The organism is Clostridium lacusfryxellense (assembly GCF_018861735.1).
Classification (GTDB): domain Bacteria; phylum Bacillota; class Clostridia; order Clostridiales; family Clostridiaceae; genus Clostridium_AD; species Clostridium_AD lacusfryxellense.
Map to the genome: position 1 here is coordinate 67,539 of NZ_JAHLEB010000014.1, position 21,303 is coordinate 88,841.

Consider the following 21,303-nt stretch of genomic DNA (forward strand, 5'->3'; position numbering starts at 1 on the left):
TACGTAATATATACTTTTTTTGCGATTGAAAATATTTGTTAGCAAATAAGAATTTTAAATGGAATTGAAGGATGGTGTTCTACAATGGATTTACTTAAGATTTCCGAAGTAACTAAAAGTTTTGATGAAAATCAAGTTTTAAAGAATGTCTCCTTAAGTCTAAAAAAGGGAGAGGTAATATCAATTATTGGTCCTTCTGGCTCTGGAAAAAGCACTCTTCTTAGGTGCATAAGTGGCCTTGAACATATGGATAGTGGCATGATTGAATTTAATGGTATTACTATTGAAGAAGCTAAAAATAAAACAGATGTTAAAGTAGTTAATAAAAATGTTAAAGTAATTAATAAAATAGAAGCCGTTAATGCTTCTAAAAAAATAGGAATGGTTTTTCAAAACTTTAATTTATTCCCTCATAAAACCGTTCTGGAGAATATAATTGAAGCTCCTATTCTAGTAAATAAGATATCTAAAAAAGATGCTATCGCCATTGCAGAAAAACTACTTATAAAAGTAGATTTACTAGATAAAATTAATTCTTATCCTTGTACCCTTTCTGGTGGGCAAAAGCAAAGAATTGCTATAGCTAGGTGCCTTGCTATGAACCCAGAGTTAATTCTATTTGATGAACCAACTTCTGCATTAGATCCTAGATTAGTTGGTGAAGTATTGAAGGTAATTAGGGCTCTTGCCATTGAAAAAATATCCCTAATTGTTGTTACCCACGAGATGCAATTTGCTAGGGAAATTTCAGATAGAATTATTTTTATGGAAAATGGAGAAATTTTAGAAAATTCCACTCCTGAATTATTATTTTCAAATCCTGAACATGAAAGAATAAAACAATTTCTTAGTTTGTCATAAAATAGTATTATCAAAAACCAGTAGGTCTGATTAATAAGGCTTACTGGCTTTTTTGCTAATAAATACTATTATAACTTTAATTCCCGGGAAATATGCTCTTTACCATACTATACGAGTATCTAATTTTTTATTCTACATAAGAATTTGTCTTTAGCTGTATAAATATACTACCATTTTATGTTAGAATATTGTACATATACTAAAAAGGAGTGGTCTAGTGATAAAAAGAAAAAGCGCTATGAACATAAGTCAAAAAAATAAACATAAGCTTTCACCTGAAATTATAATTTTTCTTGTTTTTGTAGTGGTAACATTTGTAGTTGGAATTATAGCAGGTAGGTCCTCAAATACGTATTTAGAAGGTTTTATGAATCAACATGTTAAAAGTGACAATATGTTTCTGGAGTTACTTAATTTTTATATGATTTTCATTATATTCGGTTTAGGATTTGTAACACATATTGTTATTCACGAAGCCGGTCACCTTATTTTCGGACTTATGACTGGTTATTCTTTTGTATCCTTTAGAATTGGTTCCCTTACTTTTATTAAAGAAAATAAAAAGTGGAAACTTAAGAAATTCAACATACCAGGAACAGCAGGACAATGTCTTATGATGCCTCCAGATTTAGACGATGGGAATTTCCCCTTAGTTATATATAATTTAGGTGGAGTTATAATGAATCTAATAACAGCTATAGCCGCTATATTAATTGCAATTTTTGCAAAAGGGATTACATACCCAATAGATGCCATATTAGTTATATTTGGTGCAGCAGGAATACTTATAGCCATCACTAATGGGGTTCCAATTAGAATTCTTCGAGTTCCTAATGATGCGTATAATGTACTATCATTGCTAAAAAGTGAAGACTCTAGAAACGCATTTTATCTCCAGCTTAAAGTCAATGGACTACAAAGCCAAGGCACCAGAATTAAGGACATGCCCCTTGAAATTTTCAAGTTAAAAGAAAATGTTGATCTTTGTAATCCACTTAATACATCTATTAGACTAATGGAATATACTTGGTATTTAGACAATATGGACTTTTATAGAGCAAAACAATGTATTGACTCCTTTGTACCCTACATTGACAAAGTTGTGTCAATATTTAAATTTGAAATCAATTGTGAACGAATTTTTTTAGAGATTACTAATAATTGCGATAAAACTTTTATTGATGATTTGTATGATAAAAATCTTAAAAAATATATAAAGGCAGCAAAATTTATGATTGGCAAGAAAAGACTTCTTATGGCTTATGAGGGTTTTTATAATAAAGATAAAATTAAGGCTTTGAAATATTATGAAGAAACAAAACAGTTGGCTAAAAGCTATCCAGTAAAAGGTGAAGCTGATATGGAGCTAATGCTTGTAGATTGGATTAAAGAAAATTTAGATGATATTATTGTTTAGCATTCTTTATTATTAATTCCATAGTTATTTAATAGGTTTCCGTTGCAACACATTACTATGTTGCAATGGGCACATTAGTTTTTATTAGAACTAGCAAACCCACCTCTGCAAAGATATAACTGACCTATACTTAAAAGCAAAAATTCCACCGTTGCCATGTACCATTCGCCCAGAACTATTACTTGAACAATAAGGCTAACAAGCAATAAAGCTCCCATTATAGCCGATGCAACCCAATACCTTTTATTTCCTTTTTTCAAGCTAAATATAGATGCTACAATATTGCCTATTCCAAATAATAAAATTGCAATAATGCCCGGGATAAACCAGCTATGAAAAGGAATTTTGGATATCCATTCTTTTGGATATTCAGTAAACATCCCACTTATCATAACTCCTCCCATATAAATAGCTCCAACTGCTAACATCATGTCATAAATTCCTAATAAATTCATATTTATTTTTTTCAATGTACTTTACCTCCCCTTAAAAAAGATATTCGATCATTATATTACTGCATTATCCTTCTAGCCTTATATTTAGAATAATTAAATTCATACCATGATGTCTCCTCTGATAACTCTTTTTTTGTAACTTCTATATATCTATTAACCGCATTAGAAATTTCTATATTAGAATCATTTTTTAGCTTCATGATGTCTACTGTAGCGTCATAAGATAAGCTCTCGAGATATAACATATCAATTTTCTGAGTTTTATAATATCTATCTATGTTTTTTTGAGCAATTATTTTATCTACATTAATGTAATTTAATACTATATACATAATCAAAATAGTTATTAATAAAACTTTATTTATCGGCATCCTTCTGTACCATATCCCAACTAATGTTATTGCAAATAACAGAAATAACATAAACATAAATATATGCACAAAAATCCTTAAATAAGTAAACCCATAAGTTTGTTCGTACAATGACATTTTATAGTGAGCTGAAAATAGCATATTAATAGTAAATACCACAAGTAACGTTAAAAATATATTTGCTACAGCGATTATTGTCTTATTATCCTTCTTAATAAATTTCATGCTGCAGAGCACTATTGTGAAATTAATTATTGTTACTATAAAGAGTTCAAAAAATCCTTTTCTCGCATATTCTGAGTAAGTGAATCCACTAGGAAGATGATTACTACCTCCATAAAGATAAGTAAACTGTACTATTGAAAACAAAAGATATACTACATTAATCATAAAAATAATTGTTAGCAAACTAATTGGCTCCCACTGCCAAATCTTATCAGTTGTTGCACCTTTTTTACAATCATATTTAAAGCTCCAAATAAATGAAAATATAACAAAGAACATTATGATAATTATTAACATGTGACTTAAATTTTCCTCAATATTTATAAACTTTAACCCGCTTGATATATTTACCAAGTAGTACTTAAATACCATATCTGATGATGTCAATAAAAATAAAATTAGAATTAATAATGGTATAGAAATAATTACTCCTCTTAAAATATTTTTATTTATTGAGTTATTTTCTTTTTTAGTCTTTAATCTTATACGATCTTTAATAATGGCAAATGGTTTCAAAATATTCTCTGGAATTGCTATTATAACTCTACTAAATACCTTTTTCATCAATTCTTTATATTCCCATTTTCTCTCGTTATACCTACTTAATACGCAAGTTACAATCGTGAGTATCAACAACATAACTCCATTAAAATAATTTAAAATAATGTTAGAGTGAATAGAAAAATTAATTGCTATCACTAATGTGGCAATCATCATAATGAACCTAATATTATTAATAGACCTAACATTTCTCCTAATACTCCATAAGAAAAGCCCCATAAACATTAAATAAAAAATAGGAATTGAGATCCCCATTTGCTTATCAGTAAAAAATTGATCATAAATTATTGCTAATATAAATGCTATACCTATTGTGTAGATTTTTTCATTCATGCTAATTTTAGAATCTATTTCTTTAATTTCTTTTATTCGTTCCTCATATGGTAGTCTTATATTATTTTTTCCAACATTACCATTTTCATTTATCTCTTTCATATAATTTTCCTCCATTTTTAATAACCCTCCAAAATTTTAATATTCTTATATTTCTGCAGTAATATTTTCTATAATATATACAATACTACTATATTGTCCATTTATCAATACTTTTTTATTGTTTATCAATATATATTTACTTATTACCAATATACATTATCATCAGCGAAATTATATTTTTACAATATATTTAATATTTAACATAATTACTTACATTGATGCTATTAAACAATATAAATGTATCTTTTAATAAGGCATTTTGATATAATATTAAAAGATATGATCTTATGAATTAATTATTTTTTGTATATTTGTATTTAGTAAATATTTGTGAGAGTTTTAAATGTTATTTAGAAAGGATGATTAGATTATAATGCTTAATTATTTAGCAACTTCTATGAATTGGGGATGGGATAAATTCTTTATTACTTTATCGATATCATCAGACCCTACTTATCAAATTTTAATAACCTTATTTGTATTTGTTATATTATATCTTTTGAATAATAAATTGGAAGCAATTTGCTCAGTATTTAATATTGGGTTTACCGGGCTTACTAACTTAATTCTTAAAAATACAGTAAAAAGATATAGACCACTAGAACCAAGATTAATGGAAGCTCATGGCTACGGTTTTCCTAGCGGACATTCCTCTATTTCAACAGCTATTGGCATTGTCCTTATTTATTTTATAATTAAGAGAATAAAGAATAAAAAAATTGCATATTTGCTAAGTGGACTAATAATTACGTATCTAGTTCTTGTAGGAATTAGTAGGGTTTATGTTGGTGCTCACTATCCAACAGATGTCTTTGGTGGTTGGTTTATTGCTGCAGTATGGTCTTATATTTCCATTGTTTTATACAAACTTTGTATTCGAAAAGGTGTAGATAAATTTTTGGATAAATATTTTACAATCAAACTTAATATATTTAAAAAAGACATCAGATAAGTAAATTACTTATCTGATGTCTTTTTTATATTATTAATTAGGTTATATCTTTATCTATAAATTTCCATATCTTCAATAGCCTTTTCAACTAATTTATCAATATCTAAAACTGATTCAGACTTAATTATCTCAACTAACCTTGGTTTTGTTTTGGGATGTTTAGGTACAAAAATAGTACAACAATCCTCATAAGGTAAAATAGAGGTTTCATAAGTATCTATTTTCCTTGAAACATCGATAATATCTACCTTATCCATAGCAATAAGTGGTCTAAACACTGGTCTATCAGAAACATCATCACTTACTACAAGACCTTCCATAGTTTGGCTAGCTACTTGACCAATGCTTTCCCCAGTAGTTACTGAATTGATACCATATTTTTCAGCTAGTGCACAAGCAAGTCTCATCATAAATCTTCTCATAATTATTGTTAATTCATCTTCTCTACACTTTTCTATAATTTGCATTTGAATTTCAGTGAAAGGTACTACGTATAATGTTAATTTTCCGGTATATTCTTTTAATATGTTTGTTAATTGCTTAACCTTATCTTTTGCACGCTCACTAGTATACGGATGGCTATGATAATAAACTGCATGCAGTTCTACTCCACGTCTTGCCATCATATAACCTGCAACAGGTGAATCTATACCTCCTGATAACATAAGCATAGTGCTTCCATTCATTCCATATGGTAATCCTCGAACTGCTGGTATTCTTTTAGAATAGATATACGCCATATTTCTTATTTCAATATTTATAACACACTCTGGGTTATGTACATCTACAGTAATACTATCATTGTTTCGTAATATATGTCCCCCTACTTTTCTACTTACATCCATTGAACCCGGTGTAAAGTTTTTGTTCGCCCTGTTAGTTTCAACTTTAAAAGTTTTAGCAGGATTTCCGTCAAGCTCTAAAAGTGCCTGATTTTCAATATTTTCTAACGTTGCCTCAACCTGAGTAACTTCACAAAGCTCCATTACTCCAAAAACATTTTTAACTTTATCTATAATTTTGTCCATCACGTCTGAGGATATAAACCATCTTCCTTGATCTTCAACAAACTCATAATCCAAGTCTTTGATAGAATTTTTTATATTGTCTTTAAGTTTTTTCTCAAATTTACCTCTGTTGAGCCCTTTTAAAAATATTTCCGGGGCAAATTTTACAAGTATCAATTTTTTCATATTCTCGTACTCCTCCGCTATCTTATAATATATAATCTATAATCTACATCCTTGGTAGTTATGTATTACCTTTTATTTAGCTTTCTCAAAAATTTTAATATTTTATTCAATTCGATTATAACATAGTCTACCTCATCCTTATTATTATATTCGGAAAAACTAAAACGTACAGTTCCACTTTGCTCTTCTATTGTTCTTCCAATCGCACTTAGTATTTCACTACTTTTATGGCTTTTAGAGGAACATGCAGAACCTGTGGAAACATATATCCCTTTATCTTCTAAAGAATGGAGCAGCACTTCTCCTTTTACTCCTTTAAACGATACACTCAAAATATATGGTGTAAAATTATCACCAAGTTTACTATTAACTATTACATCTTCTACTTTAGAGAGACCCTCTATAAAATATTTTTTTACATCTAGGACTTTATTATAATTTTCTAAACTGTTTTTACATACAATTTCAGCCGCAGTTTCAAATCCAACTATACATGGAAGATTCTCTGTGCCCGATCTTAAGTTTCTTTCTTGACCTCCGCCACTTATTAAACATTTAGGTATAAGTCCTTTCCTTATGTATGCAAATCCAATTCCACGAGGTCCATGTATTTTGTGTCCACTAGTAGATAATAAATCAATATTACACTTTTGTACATCTATAGGAAGTTTTCCATAACTTTGCACCGCGTCTACATGGAATTTAACCCTACTACTTTTCTCTTTAATTAATTTTCCTATAAGCTGGATATCCTGAACTACACCAATTTCATTATTAACGTGCATTACGCTAACAATTTGAGTATCACGAGTTATACTATTAATAAGCCTTTCGACGTCTATTCTGCCACAGTTATCTACATCAATATAAGTAACCTTTACTCCTAATTCTTCTAAGGCCTTAAATGTATTTAATACACTTGGATGTTCTATTGTAGTAGTTATTATATCTGAACCAATTTTTGCGAATCCCTTTATAAGAAAATTATTACTTTCACTGCCTCCTGATGTAAATATTATTTCCTCACTACTAGCATTTATACTTTTAGCAATATTTACTCTCGCGCTTCTAATTTTCTTCTCTGCTTTAAACCCTAACCCATGAGCTGACGACGGATTAGCATAATAATCCCTCATAGCACTACTCGTAGCCTCAATAACTTCCTCATAAGGCTTTGTAGTTGCACTGTTATCTAAATATATTTCCATGTTTTTATATCTCTCCTCGTTAAAAATCCACTAAAATACCTAGATTAATTCTTAGTATTTTACTCTACATTATTTAATTATAAATATGTTACAAATCAATGTCAATCAATTAAAAAGAAAGTATTTATAACTTCTTTTATAATGTCAAAACTATGCATACTATACACTATTATATATAATTTAGGTTAATACTTGCTTTTATGGTAAAATAAATTTAATGAATAATATGGTTTATATCCATTCATATTATTATAATTTTACTAAATTTAAGAATTATTTATAAGGGGGCTGAATCCATGAAAAAAAACATTAAGAATGTAAGCGTTTATGAGCTAAAACCAAACATGATTTTAGCGAAAGACTTAATAATAAATAGTATAACCTTAGTAGCAAAAGAAATTTCACTAAATGAATCAATGATTAAAAAAATATTAGAATTCTACCCAAATGACAATTTATATATATATGCAAGTGAAGAGGAAACGTTACTGCCTACCTCACAAAATTTGAACGTACATAGTTTAATACAAACTGAAAATTTACTCAATTATTTTTCTAAACAAATAAGCAATTTTTTAGATAACATTGATAAAAATTCTAAGCTAAATCTAACAGCTATAAGAACTATGTCTAAAGACCTTTTAGATAATCAAAATGATTATGGTTCACTTTTAAAGAGCATAACTAAATCCAGAACTATAGATGAATATCTTGTACGACATTGCGTTAATGTCGCTTTTCTTAGTTCTATGCTAGGCAAGTGGCTTAATCTTTCTAACAAAGATTTAACACTTTTGACATATGCAGCCTTTCTCCATGACATTGGTAAAACTATGATTAACCCAAAGATATTAAATAAGCCTGCAAAACTTACAAAATCAGAATTTGAAGAAATAAAAAAACATTCAGTCTACTCATATGAACTTGTGCGAACTATCCCCTATTTGGATGAGTCTGTTAGTTCGGGTGTTCTTATGCATCACGAACGACTAGATGGTTCAGGTTATCCTCTACATTTAAAGGAAGATAAAATTAGTGCTTTTGCAAAAATAATAGGAATTACTGATACGTTTGATGCTATGACATCTGACAAAGTGTATAGAAAAAAACAATGCCCCTTGAAGGTGCTGGAGATTATGCAACGTGATTATATGGCTTTATTTGATTATCATTATCTTAGTCTTTTTATAGATAAAATGGCGAATTACTACACTGGAGAAATAGTAAAACTAAGTAATGGAAAATTCGGTACAATAATAAAAATAGATATAAATAATATTTCAAGCCCTCTTGTATCTATCGACTCAACCTTTGTAGATTTAAACACTGAAAAGGATATATATATCCTTGATCTTAAAGCTTAGTAAAAACAGATGCTAACTGTTATTTCTTGAAAATCAAAAAAATATAAAGAACCGAACCGGAAGGTTCTTTATATTTCAATAATATGATATTTGAAAGCATTTATAAGGGTAGTTGAGTTATACGTCATCGTTCTTTCGCCTTTTCCATATTGTAAATGCTGGTGACCATAAAAAAAATATTTTGGAGAATATTTATTTAAAATATCTATAAACACATCAAATCCCTTATGGCAACGATCTTCTCCATCCCCCATACCCTTTGCTGGTGAGTGTGTAACTAATATATCTATTCCTTTATTTCTCCATAAACTAAATCTTAGTTTATTAACTCTTTTTTTCATACCTCTTTGGGAATATTGAAAAGTACCTTTACTATAATCAACAGACCCCCCAAGCCCTAATATCCTTATATTCTTATAAACTATAATTTTATCATCAATAGGTATACATCCACCTGGAGGTTTTTCTAAATACGCTCCGTCATGATTACCATTAACGTATATTACGGGTGCTTTAATCATGTCAGCTAGATATTCTAAATAATCAGCTTTTAAGTCTCCACATGAAATCACAAGCTCAATATCTTTAAATCTTTCACAATCAAAATGTTCCCAAATATAATCATCTTCAACATCTGAAACTAGTAAAACTTTAACGTGAACCACCTACTTTTCATTAGCATATTTTATTCTATGACCGGAAGTTTTCCTACCACATTATCTACAAACCAATCCATATATAACATATCTTCATAGTTTGCGATATCGCCATCCTTTATCATAAGTTGACCCTCGGTATCATATATCGGACCAACAAAAGTATGAAATCTATTTTCAATAATTAATTCTCGCATTATGTCTACTAATTTTTGAGTTTGAATTGGAACATTATGTTTAGAATATATAATATCCACAAGGCCCGAGTCCATCCCCCACCAAAAGCTTACACGTTTAGATTCAGTACTAAATATACCTTTAAAGCTACCATTTACAATATTTCTAAGTATTTTCTCGTAAAACTGTCCCCAATCCCATGTAATTAAACCATAATTCACTTCAGGTATCCATTTTTTCTCTTTTTCATTGTATCCTAAAGAATATAGACCAAAGTCTCTTGATCCCTTACCTAAAGCTATTAAGTCGTTTTGCATTATAAGATCTGCGCCACTCCTTTGAAGTTCTTGAATTAATTCTTTTGAATGATTAATATCACCAGCTTCATTCAGCCATGAAATCACAACTTTTGCATTAGGATTCACAGTTTTAACCCCTAATGCAAAAGCATTAATTCCTGTTATAATCTCCGTCTCATTATAAACATCTATATAACCTATAACTCCTGATTTTGTAATAGCTCCAGCAATAAGCCCAAGTAGAAATCTTGGTTCATGAGAGCGTCCAAAATAGGTACTTACGTTTCTAAACGCCTTTACTGGAGAGCAATTAAAAAACTTAATATTTTCGTACTTTAAAGCTGCTCTCAAAGTTACATTAAGATAAGATGGAGATGTAGTAAAAATTATATCATAACCCTGGTTGCAAAATTCACTTAACCTTTCATAACTGTCATCACTATCACTTTGAAAATTATCCATAACGAATGTTTCAATTTCACTACTTAATTCTTGCTGTGCATACAACCTACCTAGATTTTGAACATAACTCCATCCTGATGTATCTATAGTCTTTTCAAAAATAAAAGCCACTTTTATCTTTTTAGGTGGAGCTACTAAATTTGTAAATGATGTTATAACATTTTTCTTATGAACATCAAATGGCTGAGTTTGAATATCTACTGCATTATTTTTAGAAAGTATACGAAGTTCTACTAAAAACTTGTTGACTCTAGATTTTCTTTTTGTTTCATCAAATTCATCTGATATACCATAAATTTCTATATATTGTAGAAAAGCATCACCAGTGGTAATATCTAATTTATCTCCACCAAGTTCATAGAATACATTTCTAAATGGTGTATACACATTTTTTATAAAATGCACATATTTGTTTGCAAACCAGTAAAGTTTTGGATTATATCCATCTAAATACTTATCTAGTCGCGCGAAGCTACCTTCCTTCGAAAACCAAATCTCATTTATACTTGTCTTACTGTTAAAACTTAAAAATTCATAATAAATTATGTTTTTTAAATCGTTATCATCCTTTTTAGGAACCAGCCTAGTAACTTCTCCATCTATTGCATAAGCATCTACATATTTTAGTACACTTACCCGCTTATTTCCCTCCATAACATAAAATTCATTCATATACTCATAAATTTTAATAGGGTCAGTTATCCCATCAATAATATGATGAGCATAGACTGCTTGCCATTTCAATGCAAATTCACTGTCATCGCTGGCTATTGGGAGAAAGTTCATTGCAAAATCTCTACTTCTTGTATAAAAATAAGTTCCTTTTATTTTTTTTAATGGAATGCCTTTAGTTCCCATTGGCAATTCTGCTACGATGTCTATTTTCTTTAAAATACTATCTAAGGATGATATATGGCCGCTTGCCCCTTTTGATGTGTCCGCTAAATATCTAGCTTTACCTAACTTACTAGCCTTCTTATATTCTTCAACAGCTGAAAAATCATTCATACACTCACTCCTCAGTTTTTAGCTATTAATAACTTTTACCACAATAACCTATTATTGTGAATATTCTTATATCTATTATAATATACCAAAGTTTATTTTACCAACATTTTATAATCTAATATAATGTTATACTATATATATAATAAAATGGATTAGAGGCGACCTACATGAAATGGATACGCAAAGATGTATTTAATTTAGCAATACCAATAATGACTGAGCAATTATTTGTTATATCTTTAGGTATGATAAATACTATGATGGCTGGTCATATAGGAAAAGAAGCAGTTTCTGCTATTGGGATGGTAGATTCAGTAAACAATATATTTATAGCATTTTTTTCTGCGCTTGCAATTGGAGGTATGGTTGTTGTAGCCCAATTTGTTGGACAAGGAAATATAAAAAAAGCTAATGCTACTATGCAACAAGCACTATTTTCAGGGCTCATAATAACTGTCATAATAACTATATTAATGTTTTTATTCCAAGGTCCTTTAATTGGGATGTTATTTGGCAATGCAGAACAACTTGTAATAAGTAATGCACATACATATTTAGGTATAACTTTACTTACTTATCCACTAATTACTATTGACCTAATTGCTAATGGGCTTTTGCGAGGAGCCGGTGATACCAAAACTCCTATGAAAATAAGTATATTTATGAATGTTATAAATGTGTGCTTAACATATACTTTTATAAATATAATGCATTTGGGAATAATGGGAGCAGCACTTGGAATTGCCGTTGCCCGTATTAGTGGAGGCATTATTATCTTAACTGTTCTTATAAGAGGTTCAAAAATTTTGAAACTTACAAAGATTAAGAAATTTAAATTTGATAAATCATTATTAAAACTTATTTTTGGCATTGGTGTTCCTGCAAGTGTAGAGTCACTGCTTTTCACTGGCGGAAAATTAATCACACAAATTTATATAGTTGATATGGGAACTATCGCAATTGCATCTAACGCCATTGCTGGCTCAGTTGCAACCATGCTTAATGTACCAGGTAATTCACTATGTATTGCAGCAACTGCTCTTGTTGGGAGGCATATGGGAAGAGGCGAAAGTAGAGAAGCCGAAAGTGCACTATCTTATATTACAAAACTTTCAACTATTGCTTTAATTGCTATAGCCTTAATCTTTATACCTTTTTCACAATGGATAACATCTCTATTTACTACTAATCAGGAAATAATCCACTTAGCTTCCATAGTACTTATAGTTAATTCTGCATGTATTCCCTTATGGTCAATATCCTTTGTTCTACCAGCAGGGCTAAAAGGTGCAGGCGATGTTAAATATACACTTATAACATCAATTATAGGAATGTGGCTTTTTAGAATTACATTAGGTTATCTTCTAGGGATTGTTTTAAATTTCGGTCTAATAGGTGTATGGATGGGCATGATTGTTGACTGGGTTGTTCGTGGTTCACTTTACCTTATACGTTTCAAAAAAGGTAAATGGAAGCAGAAAACAGTAATTAAAATGACAACTAGCTCTTAACCTAATTTTGGAAAAAAATTGCTATATTTAATATAATATTCATCACTAACTCTAATAGACATGTTATAATGATATTGTACGATAGCAGGCATGCTAAAATAAAAATCTCTAAAGGATGGGTAAAATATGAACATAGCTTTTTTCCTTACACCTAAAAATGAAGTTGTTTATGAAAAACCAAATTCTACAATGAGGCAAGCACTAGAACGAATGGAATACCATAGGTATACGTCTGTACCCTTAGTGGATGAAAGCGGTATTTATGTAGGCACATTAACTGAAGGTGACTTATTATGGAAATTAAAGAATACTCCAAATTTAAGTTTTAATGATACAAATAAAATTATAATTAAAGATATTCCTAGACATATTTCTAACAAAGCAGTATCAATTAGTGCAGATATTGAGAGCTTAATATCGCTATCAAAGTATCAAAACTTTGTACCTGTTGTAGATGATAATGGTGTTTTTATAGGCATAATTAAAAGAAGTGACATAATAACTTATTGTTATAATTTATTATACGGAAATGATGAATTAAAGACTTCGATTTAATTTCAGCATAATTAACATTAAAATATAAATATATATTTTAAAATCAAAACACCTATATTAGCTAATTAAGCTAATATAGGTGTTTTTTTTATAATTTGCTAGCTGCGTCTTTATCTATAATTATAGTTACATCATTATGTAGTTGTAAAATTGAAGCAGGAATGCTTGGATTTATTTTACCTTTAACAGCTCTTTCTATAGCATCAGCCTTATTTAACCCATTAGCAAGTAAAATGATTTTCTTAGAATTCATTATTGTTTTAATTCCCATACTTATAGCTTTTACTGGCACATCTTCTATTGATTCAAAAAACCTTGAATTAGCTTCTATAGTTTGTTCATCAAGCTCAACTAAATGTGTTTGCGCCTCAAAGTTTACATTAGGTTCATTAAAGCCGATATGACCATTTCCACCTATTCCAAGCACTTGCATATCAATACCACCAAGTGTCTTTATTTTATTTTCGTAGAGATCACAAAAGGCATTTACATCCTTTGCCATACCATCAGGCATATTAATGTTTTCTGTATTTATATTTATATTATCAAATAAATTAGTCATCATATATTTATAATAGCTTTGAGAATTTTCACGATCAAGACCATAATACTCATCCAAATTAAATGTTCTAACCTCTTTAAAATCCACTTCTTTTTTGCCGTACAGATTAATTAATTCCTTATACATGCCAGATGGAGTATCTCCAGTTGCAAGTCCTAACACACTATCAGGTTTTAACATAACCTGACTTGCAATCATTAAAGCCGCTTTTTTACTCATTTCATCATAATTTTCTACTACTATTATTCTCATAATAACACCACCTCATAATAATACTCAAAATTTACTCTTGAGCTTCGTACACTATTTTGCCTTCTACTATTGTAAGTTGCACTTCTATATCATCATTGAAAATAGCTATATCAGCGTCACAACCAACCTCTAAACTTCCTTTTTTATTTTCCATCTTAATTACCTTTGCTGGATTAAGTGAAGCCATCGCAACTACATCATAAATTTCAAGATCACTGTTATTAAGCATGTTGAGTACTGCCTTATTTAAAGTTAAAACGCTTCCTGCTAGTGTACCATCTTGAAGTCTTGCGGACCCCTCCTTAACTATTACTTTCTGTCCACCAAGATCATAATCTCCGGCTTTCATGCATCCAGCTCTCATAGAGTCTGTTATAAGTACCATTTTATCTTTATGAACTACATTTATAAGTATATTAAAAATTGCAGGATGAACATGTATTAAATCTGCTATCAACTCGCAGGTTATATCACTTGCAAATATTGCACCTACAATACCTGGTTTTCTATGATTTAATGGGGTCATAGCATTGAATGTATGAGTTGCATGTGTTATTCCATCATCAATTGCTAGCATTGCCTCTTCATAACTTGCATCTGAATGTCCCATTGACAATGTAATTTCAGAAGTTTGTTTAACTTTTTTTATAAAACTATGATTATCATCCTTTTCCGGTGCAAGTGTTATTATTTTAATAATATCTAAATAATTTTTTATACTATCATAATTAGGTTTAATAATATTATCTGCCTTTTGAGCACCTTTATACTTTTCATTTATAAAAGGTCCCTCCATATGTACACCTAATATTTTTGCTCCCATTGTTTCTAAATTCATAACGTCTTTTATAACATCTAGCGCTTTATATACAAGCTCCATATCCATAGTCATTGTAGTTGGTAGATAAGCCGTTACTCCATTTTTACATATTGTATTACTTATAGTGTCTATGGCTTCTTTTGTTGCATCCATAGTATCATAACCACCTGAGCCATGAATATGAATATCAATAAATCCAGGGGATACATATTTTCCTTTAGCGTCTATCTCTATTATTTCTTGCTTATATATTTCTTTATATTCTTTTTTATATAAAGTAAAGGTATCTTTATCTATAATATCAACAATTTTAGAATTAAAAATTATTACGCTGTCATTAATTATTCTATCACTCCTAATAAGTTTTCCATTAATTATAGCTTTAATATTAATCACCACCTTATATATTTATCATTTCAATGTAATTTGATATTTATACTTATCACTTCTAAATGTTGCCTTAGTGTACTCAATTGGGATTCCATTTTCTAAATAGGTAGTTTGGCTAAATATTAATGCCAAAGCAGAATCTTCTTGATTTAAAAGTTTACTTTCATAATCATTAAGTTGAGTTGGCTCAATTGTTTGTTTTGCTTTATCTAGCTTATATCCATAATGTTTTCTAAAGATTTCATATAGTGATTTATCCTCAATCATCTCTCTAGTCATCCCATCAAATAAATAGTGCGGAAGCAATGCCGTTTCAATTGCCACTGGCTGCTCATCACTAAATCTTACCCTTTTAATCTCAATGATTTTAGTTTCATTTTCTGGAATATTTAATTCGATTTTTATTTTCTTCGTCGCTTTTATTACTTTAAAAGATAATATCTCACTTCTAGATATAACTCCATTTCGTTCCATTTGCTCACTAAAACTTTTGAGTGGCGATATTTCACGATTAACTTTTGGATAAGCCACGAAAGTTCCTTTTCCCTGCTCCCTATAAATAAGTCCCTCATTTACTAAAGACATAATAGCCTTATTTACAGTCATTCTGCTAACTCCTTGAATTATGCAAAGCTCTCTTTCTGTTGGAATTGATTGCCCTGGCTTTAAAACTTCATTTTCTATCATCTCTTGTAAAATTTCTTTTATTTGATAATGAAGTGGAATTGGATTATCCTTTGATACTTTTTTCAAAACTTATCCTCCTTAAACAGCAATAAATTTTTTATATAAATTAATTTAGTTTATATGTTATCATGTTGACATGTTGTATATACCAATTGTACTACAAGTTTATATCTTTTACAACTTATTTAATTAAAGATATTAAAAAAAAAGAGTTAAGAATAATTTTCCATTCTTCTTAACTCTTTTGCTATTTTTAGTTATTAACCTTCATTGCTCTCATTGAATTTAAAACTGCTATTAAAGCAACTCCAACATCACCAAAAACTGCTTCCCACATAGTTGAAATTCCAAAAACTGCAAGTATCAAAATAACTGCTTTTACCCCTAATGCAAAGAAAATATTTTGCAAAACAATTGTTTTTGTCTTTTTAGCAATTTTTAAAGCTAAAGCAATTTTTGATGGTTCGTCTGTCATTATTACTATATCAGCAGCTTCTATTGCTGCGTCAGATCCTATACCACCCATTGCAATTCCTATATCTGCCCTTGCTAGCACTGGTGCATCATTAATGCCATCTCCTACAAATACTATCTTTCCTTTAGCTGATTTTTCCTTTTGAAGTAGTTCTAACTTCTCAACCTTCTCATGTGGAAGTAGTTCTGAGTAAACTTCATCTACACCTAAAACTTTCCCTATTTCTGATGCTATATCCTTATTGTCACCAGTAAGCATTACTATTTTCTTCACGCCCATAGACTTTAAATCTCTTATTGCGTAAATAGAGTCTTCTTTTATCTCATCTGAAATAATAATACTACCGACATATTTCTTATCTATTGCTAAATATATTACCGTTCCAGCATGTCCAGCCTTATTGTATGAAATCTTTTCACTATCCATTAATTTAGAATTACCAGCTAGGACAGATTTTCCTTTTACCTTAGCGCTAATTCCTTTTCCTGCTATCTCATGCACATCTTCAATATCTTCCCTGCGTACATCTTTAGCATAAGCTTTTAAAATTGATGTAGCAATAGGATGACTAGAATAGCTCTCCACATGAGCTGCATACTCGAGTAACTCATCTTGACTTAGATTACCCTCTGCATTCATTTGAGTAACCTTAAATACTCCTTTAGTTAGTGTTCCTGTCTTATCAAAAACTACCATTTCAACGCTATTTAGTGCCTCCAGGTAGTTTCCACCTTTAACTAAAATACCATTTTTAGATGCACCACCTATTCCCCCGAAGAATCCAAGTGGAATAGATATTATTAAAGCACAAGGACAAGATACAACTAAAAATACTAATGCCCTATATATCCACTGGGAGAAAGTAGCCCCAGGCACTACAAGAGGTGGAATAATTGCAAGAAGAGTTGCGCCTATAACTACAACTGGCGTGTAATACCTTGCAAACTTACTCACAAAATTTTCAGTTGGTGCTTTTTTACTGCTAGCGTTTTGCACTAAATCTAAAATTTTCGCAAGAGTGGATTCTCCAAATTCTTTTTTTACCTCTATAGTTAACAACCCATTTTTATTTATACACCCAGCTAAGATTTCATCCCCAGTTTTAACATCTCTTGGTACTGATTCACCGGTTAAAGCAGATGAATCTATTAATGATTTGCCTTCTATAACAACCCCATCTAAAGGCACTTTTTCTCCTGGTTTTACTATTATAATGTCTCCAATGTGCACTTCATCTGGATCTACTTTTATAATTTCATCTTTAACTTTTTTATTAGCATAATCTGGCCTTATATCCATTAGCGCTGATATAGATTTTCTTGATTTATTAACAGCTATATCTTGGAAAAATTCTCCTACTTGGTAAAAGAGCATAACCCCAACACCTTCTGAAAATTGTCCAATAGAAAATGCTCCCACTGTAGCAAGTGCCATTAAGAAGTTCTCATCAAACACTTGACCTCTTAATATATTTTTTACAGCGATTAATAGGATATCTCCTCCAATTAACAAATAACTTATGAAAAATAGTGCAAATTCAATAAAATAATCAAATTTAAATATAATTCCTATTAAGAAGATAGCCACACCTAGTGTAAAACGTATAATTTTAACCTTATTATTTCCTTCATCATCTGAATGACCGTGTCCATGATCATGTCCGTGGCTATGATCATGTCCATGGCTATGATTATGATTATGATCTTTCTCTACATTATTAAATGTTTTAACATCTTTTGGTATAACTTTAGTACCAGGCTCTATTCTGTTAACTATTTTCGCTGCCTCTTCTATAATGCCAGGTATTTTTTCTTCACTTTGAAATTGAATTACTAACCCTTTACTTATAAAATTTATATTCGCATCTATTACTCCATCTATTTTTTTACATTGAGCTTCAATTTTATTTGCACAATTAGCACAACATAAACCTTCTAAAATGAATTCTTTTTTTATTATAGCGCTCATATTCTCCCCCACTTTCAAAGTTTCTTATCTTCTATATATTATGAATTTTTGTTTATGTAATAGGATATTACCTAAGCTCTTTTATGTGAATAAGTCCTTGATCAAAAATTTGTTTAACATGTTGATCATCTAAAGAATAATACACTACCTTGCCTTCTCGTCTATGTTTAACAAGTCTAGCATTTTTAAGTACACGAAGCTGATGTGAAATTGCTGATTGAGTCATATTAAGAAGAGCTGCTATATCACACACACACATCTCTGTTTCAAATAATACACAAAGAATCTTAATTCTTGTGCTATCTCCAAAAACTTTAAAAAGCTCTGCTAAATCAGATAATGTTTTTGCTGGTGGTATTAGTTTTCTTACTTTTTCTACTACATCTTCATGAATAGTTTGGCAATTACAAAACTCTATATTTTTCTCCATCTATTACCCTCCATTTATATACATACTCTTATATGTTCATATGAATTGTTGTTCATATGTTTATTATATGCGGGCAATATATTTTTGTCAATAAAAATATTAGGGACAGTTAACAACTTTTCATCTAGAAATATTGGGTTGAAATATTGGGTAATCCTATTGGGGACGGTTAAGAACTAAGTAACAAAATAACCAATCAAAAACTAGAAACTCGTATCATGGATTTATTCATGATTCTAATCTCTATTTATTTTATTTATATTCTTAACTATCTCAGAGATAATATCAATCCTTTTAAATGGTGTCATGAGATAATATCCATCTACATAAGGGTAAATTTCTTCTGCAATATCAGTAGATATTTTTACTGCAAGAATACCGGCTTCTTCTTTTGATATATCTTTGTATAACTCCATAATTTCATCGGAAACATTTATACCTGAAATTTCATTATTCATAAAGCAAGCATTCCTATAACTTACAATCGGAATAATTCCCCCTAAAATTTTAACTGGTAATTGAGTCCGTGCTAGTTTTAAATTTTCAACTGCCTGCTTAGTTAAAATTGGCTGTGTTAAAAACATAGTAACCCCATTCTCAATTTTCTTTTTTGCATGCAATAATTGACTATCAAAATTAATAGCATTTAAATTTAAAGCAGCACAGATATTAAATGGTGATGAAAATGTTGTATCATTTAAATCAGTAATGTACCCTGCAAGTATTGCAGAATTAAAACTAAACATTGCCTTAACCTCATCACGCTCGGCTGATGGTATAGGATCACCAGTTACCACTAGAACGTTATTTACTCCTTCGATACTCAATCCTAAAAGAAGCGCTTTAGTAGCATTAATGTTTCTATCGCGACAAGTCATGTGAGGGATAGTTGTTATATCAAGTTCTCTTTTTAGCTTGCAAGCTAGTAGACTGCTATCCACCCTTACTCTTGCAATTGGACAATCCGCAATTGTTATTGCATCTACCCCCTGCTCTTTAAGACTTTTAGCACTATTCATAAAAAAATCTATTCCAGTATCAAGTGGTGGATCTAATTCTACAGCAATGATTTTTTTGCCAATCCTTATTTTTTCTAATAAAAGGTTTTTAATAATAGGTCTCTCATTGTGAATTTTGGTGATTTGAACCCTTGGAATAATTTCAAGTGGAGATAGTTCTTTTATCTTTGCAACAGTTTCTCTAATGTATTCTGGAGTTGTACCGCAACACCCACCTAAAATAGCTACACCTTCTTTTGCTATTGCTAACATTTGTAGTGCAAAATATTCTTTGGTATTGTTGAAAAATGTACGATTATTTATTATTGTTGGATACCCTGAGTTTGGCATAATAGAAATAGTTTTATTCTCTATATTCAGAGTTCTTATGTATTTTAGCAAGTGATATGGGCCAGAAAAACAGTTAAATCCACATGCATCTATAGTTGATATTCCTGATATTTTTTCTATAAATTTTTCACCCGATTTACCCATCCTTGTAACACCTTCTGGGGAAACAGCGAATTCAATTAAAATATATGCATTCGGGTTTTTCTCTTTAATATACTTAGAAATCTCAGGCAAATAATCGTCACTACTAAATGTTTCAAATATAAAGTGTGTTGCCCCTATTTCTAAATATAAATCTACTATCTCTTTGTATGACTCCCATAAATCTAGCATTTCTAAAAATGGGATTGGTCCAATATCAGCAAAAACTAAAACATCAGTTCCAATTGTTGCTTCCTTAGCTATTTCATACCCTTTTACTATAACTTCTTTAACTATTTCAAATTCACATTCAAGGCTAATTTTATTTGCTCCAAATGTATTGGTTCTAATCGCCTTGGAACCTGCATTTATATACTCTTTGTGAATATTTAATATTGTATTTCTATCATAAATATTTGCGAATTCACATTTAGCTAATGGATTTTCACAAACACTTGCATAATATGTGCCCATTGCGCCATCAAAAATTAATGGTTTGTATTTAATATTCATATTTCC

At 30.1% G+C, this 21,303-nt stretch carries 18 protein-coding genes; 6 read left to right on the top strand and 12 right to left on the bottom strand.

The window, feature by feature from the left end:
* Nucleotides 1-84: 84 nt before the first annotated feature.
* Entirely contained in the window at nucleotides 85-861 is a 777-nt protein-coding gene (locus KPL55_RS10275) for an amino acid ABC transporter ATP-binding protein (protein ID WP_216306620.1), read from the top strand.
* A 217-nt stretch (nucleotides 862-1,078) separates the two neighbouring features.
* Nucleotides 1,079-2,278, top strand: coding sequence for a site-2 protease family protein (locus tag KPL55_RS10280; protein ID WP_216306621.1), 1,200 nt, complete (start codon nucleotides 1,079-1,081; stop codon nucleotides 2,276-2,278).
* Between the two features lie 74 nt (nucleotides 2,279-2,352).
* Here the strand turns inward: KPL55_RS10280 and KPL55_RS10285 are convergent, their stop codons facing one another.
* Entirely contained in the window at nucleotides 2,353-2,748 is a 396-nt protein-coding gene (locus tag KPL55_RS10285) for a hypothetical protein (RefSeq protein ID WP_246599387.1), read from the bottom strand.
* 41 nt (nucleotides 2,749-2,789) lie between these two features.
* The gene (locus tag KPL55_RS10290) at nucleotides 2,790-4,325 is read right to left on the bottom strand and encodes a DUF4153 domain-containing protein (RefSeq protein ID WP_216306622.1); all 1,536 of its coding nucleotides are present in this window, start codon (nucleotides 4,323-4,325) and stop codon (nucleotides 2,790-2,792) included.
* A gap of 373 nt (nucleotides 4,326-4,698) precedes the next feature.
* Here KPL55_RS10290 and KPL55_RS10295 point away from each other — a divergent pair, with 373 nt between their 5' ends.
* Nucleotides 4,699-5,277 (top strand): phosphatase PAP2 family protein, encoded by a 579-nt coding sequence (locus KPL55_RS10295; protein ID WP_216306623.1) that lies wholly within the window; start codon nucleotides 4,699-4,701, stop codon nucleotides 5,275-5,277.
* 50 nt (nucleotides 5,278-5,327) lie between these two features.
* Here the strand turns inward: KPL55_RS10295 and thiI are convergent, their stop codons facing one another.
* Nucleotides 5,328-6,470 carry a tRNA uracil 4-sulfurtransferase ThiI gene (gene thiI, locus KPL55_RS10300; protein ID WP_216306624.1) on the bottom strand — a complete coding sequence of 381 codons (1,143 nt, stop codon included), beginning with the start codon at nucleotides 6,468-6,470 and terminating at the stop codon, nucleotides 5,328-5,330.
* A gap of 65 nt (nucleotides 6,471-6,535) precedes the next feature.
* Nucleotides 6,536-7,678, bottom strand: coding sequence for a cysteine desulfurase family protein (locus KPL55_RS10305; protein ID WP_216306625.1), 1,143 nt, complete (start codon nucleotides 7,676-7,678; stop codon nucleotides 6,536-6,538).
* 296 nt (nucleotides 7,679-7,974) lie between these two features.
* Here KPL55_RS10305 and KPL55_RS10310 point away from each other — a divergent pair, with 296 nt between their 5' ends.
* Nucleotides 7,975-9,042, top strand: a complete 1,068-nt coding sequence (locus tag KPL55_RS10310; protein ID WP_216306626.1) for an HD-GYP domain-containing protein — start codon at nucleotides 7,975-7,977, stop codon at nucleotides 9,040-9,042.
* Nucleotides 9,043-9,110: 68 nt separating this feature from the next.
* On the opposite strand, the gene KPL55_RS10315 is transcribed toward KPL55_RS10310, so the two are convergent.
* Both KPL55_RS10315 and KPL55_RS10320 read right to left on the bottom strand, forming a co-directional pair.
* Complete coding sequence (locus tag KPL55_RS10315) at nucleotides 9,111-9,707, bottom strand: metallophosphoesterase family protein (protein ID WP_216306627.1); 597 nt, start codon at nucleotides 9,705-9,707, stop codon at nucleotides 9,111-9,113.
* Between the two features lie 20 nt (nucleotides 9,708-9,727).
* Nucleotides 9,728-11,644 carry a BMP family ABC transporter substrate-binding protein gene (locus KPL55_RS10320; protein ID WP_216306628.1) on the bottom strand — a complete coding sequence of 639 codons (1,917 nt, stop codon included), beginning with the start codon at nucleotides 11,642-11,644 and terminating at the stop codon, nucleotides 9,728-9,730.
* A gap of 167 nt (nucleotides 11,645-11,811) precedes the next feature.
* Here KPL55_RS10320 and KPL55_RS10325 point away from each other — a divergent pair, with 167 nt between their 5' ends.
* Both KPL55_RS10325 and KPL55_RS10330 read left to right on the top strand, forming a co-directional pair.
* A complete protein-coding gene (locus KPL55_RS10325; protein WP_216306629.1) occupies nucleotides 11,812-13,155 on the top strand; it encodes an MATE family efflux transporter in 1,344 nt (447 codons plus the stop codon).
* A 126-nt stretch (nucleotides 13,156-13,281) separates the two neighbouring features.
* The gene (locus KPL55_RS10330) at nucleotides 13,282-13,710 is read left to right on the top strand and encodes a CBS domain-containing protein (protein WP_216306630.1); all 429 of its coding nucleotides are present in this window, start codon (nucleotides 13,282-13,284) and stop codon (nucleotides 13,708-13,710) included.
* A gap of 88 nt (nucleotides 13,711-13,798) precedes the next feature.
* On the opposite strand, the gene nagB is transcribed toward KPL55_RS10330, so the two are convergent.
* The 6 genes from nagB to KPL55_RS10360 all read right to left on the bottom strand — a co-directional run bounded on the left by nagB (nucleotide 13,799) and on the right by KPL55_RS10360 (nucleotide 21,297).
* A complete protein-coding gene (gene nagB, locus KPL55_RS10335) occupies nucleotides 13,799-14,524 on the bottom strand; it encodes a glucosamine-6-phosphate deaminase (protein ID WP_216306631.1) in 726 nt (241 codons plus the stop codon).
* A gap of 31 nt (nucleotides 14,525-14,555) precedes the next feature.
* Nucleotides 14,556-15,731: an N-acetylglucosamine-6-phosphate deacetylase gene (gene nagA, locus KPL55_RS10340; RefSeq protein ID WP_216306654.1), complete on the bottom strand. Its 1,176-nt coding sequence runs from the start codon at nucleotides 15,729-15,731 to the stop codon at nucleotides 14,556-14,558.
* A gap of 24 nt (nucleotides 15,732-15,755) precedes the next feature.
* Nucleotides 15,756-16,487: a GntR family transcriptional regulator gene (locus tag KPL55_RS10345; RefSeq protein WP_216306632.1), complete on the bottom strand. Its 732-nt coding sequence runs from the start codon at nucleotides 16,485-16,487 to the stop codon at nucleotides 15,756-15,758.
* A 187-nt stretch (nucleotides 16,488-16,674) separates the two neighbouring features.
* The gene (locus KPL55_RS10350) at nucleotides 16,675-18,864 is read right to left on the bottom strand and encodes a heavy metal translocating P-type ATPase (protein ID WP_216306633.1); all 2,190 of its coding nucleotides are present in this window, start codon (nucleotides 18,862-18,864) and stop codon (nucleotides 16,675-16,677) included.
* A gap of 67 nt (nucleotides 18,865-18,931) precedes the next feature.
* Complete coding sequence (locus tag KPL55_RS10355; protein ID WP_216306634.1) at nucleotides 18,932-19,294, bottom strand: ArsR/SmtB family transcription factor; 363 nt, start codon at nucleotides 19,292-19,294, stop codon at nucleotides 18,932-18,934.
* Between the two features lie 236 nt (nucleotides 19,295-19,530).
* Complete coding sequence (locus KPL55_RS10360; RefSeq protein WP_216306635.1) at nucleotides 19,531-21,297, bottom strand: bifunctional homocysteine S-methyltransferase/methylenetetrahydrofolate reductase; 1,767 nt, start codon at nucleotides 21,295-21,297, stop codon at nucleotides 19,531-19,533.
* Between the last annotated feature and the right edge of the window lie 6 nt (nucleotides 21,298-21,303).

Bases quoted from the DNA above. Each gene is read 5' to 3' on its own strand.
- KPL55_RS10275 (WP_216306620.1), top strand. From the start codon at position 85: ATGGATTTACTTAAGATTTCCGAAGTAACTAAAAGTTTTGATGAAAAT.
- KPL55_RS10290 (WP_216306622.1), bottom strand. From the start codon at position 4,325: ATGAAAGAGATAAATGAAAATGGTAATGTTGGAAAAAATAATATAAGA.
- KPL55_RS10295 (WP_216306623.1), top strand. From the start codon at position 4,699: ATGCTTAATTATTTAGCAACTTCTATGAATTGGGGATGGGATAAATTC.
- thiI (WP_216306624.1), bottom strand. From the start codon at position 6,470: ATGAAAAAATTGATACTTGTAAAATTTGCCCCGGAAATATTTTTAAAA.
- KPL55_RS10305 (WP_216306625.1), bottom strand. From the start codon at position 7,678: ATGGAAATATATTTAGATAACAGTGCAACTACAAAGCCTTATGAGGAA.
- KPL55_RS10310 (WP_216306626.1), top strand. From the start codon at position 7,975: ATGAAAAAAAACATTAAGAATGTAAGCGTTTATGAGCTAAAACCAAAC.
- KPL55_RS10320 (WP_216306628.1), bottom strand. From the start codon at position 11,644: ATGAATGATTTTTCAGCTGTTGAAGAATATAAGAAGGCTAGTAAGTTA.
- KPL55_RS10325 (WP_216306629.1), top strand. From the start codon at position 11,812: ATGAAATGGATACGCAAAGATGTATTTAATTTAGCAATACCAATAATG.
- KPL55_RS10330 (WP_216306630.1), top strand. From the start codon at position 13,282: ATGAACATAGCTTTTTTCCTTACACCTAAAAATGAAGTTGTTTATGAA.
- nagB (WP_216306631.1), bottom strand. From the start codon at position 14,524: ATGAGAATAATAGTAGTAGAAAATTATGATGAAATGAGTAAAAAAGCG.
- KPL55_RS10350 (WP_216306633.1), bottom strand. From the start codon at position 18,864: ATGAGCGCTATAATAAAAAAAGAATTCATTTTAGAAGGTTTATGTTGT.
- KPL55_RS10355 (WP_216306634.1), bottom strand. From the start codon at position 19,294: ATGGAGAAAAATATAGAGTTTTGTAATTGCCAAACTATTCATGAAGAT.
- KPL55_RS10360 (WP_216306635.1), bottom strand. From the start codon at position 21,297: ATGAATATTAAATACAAACCATTAATTTTTGATGGCGCAATGGGCACA.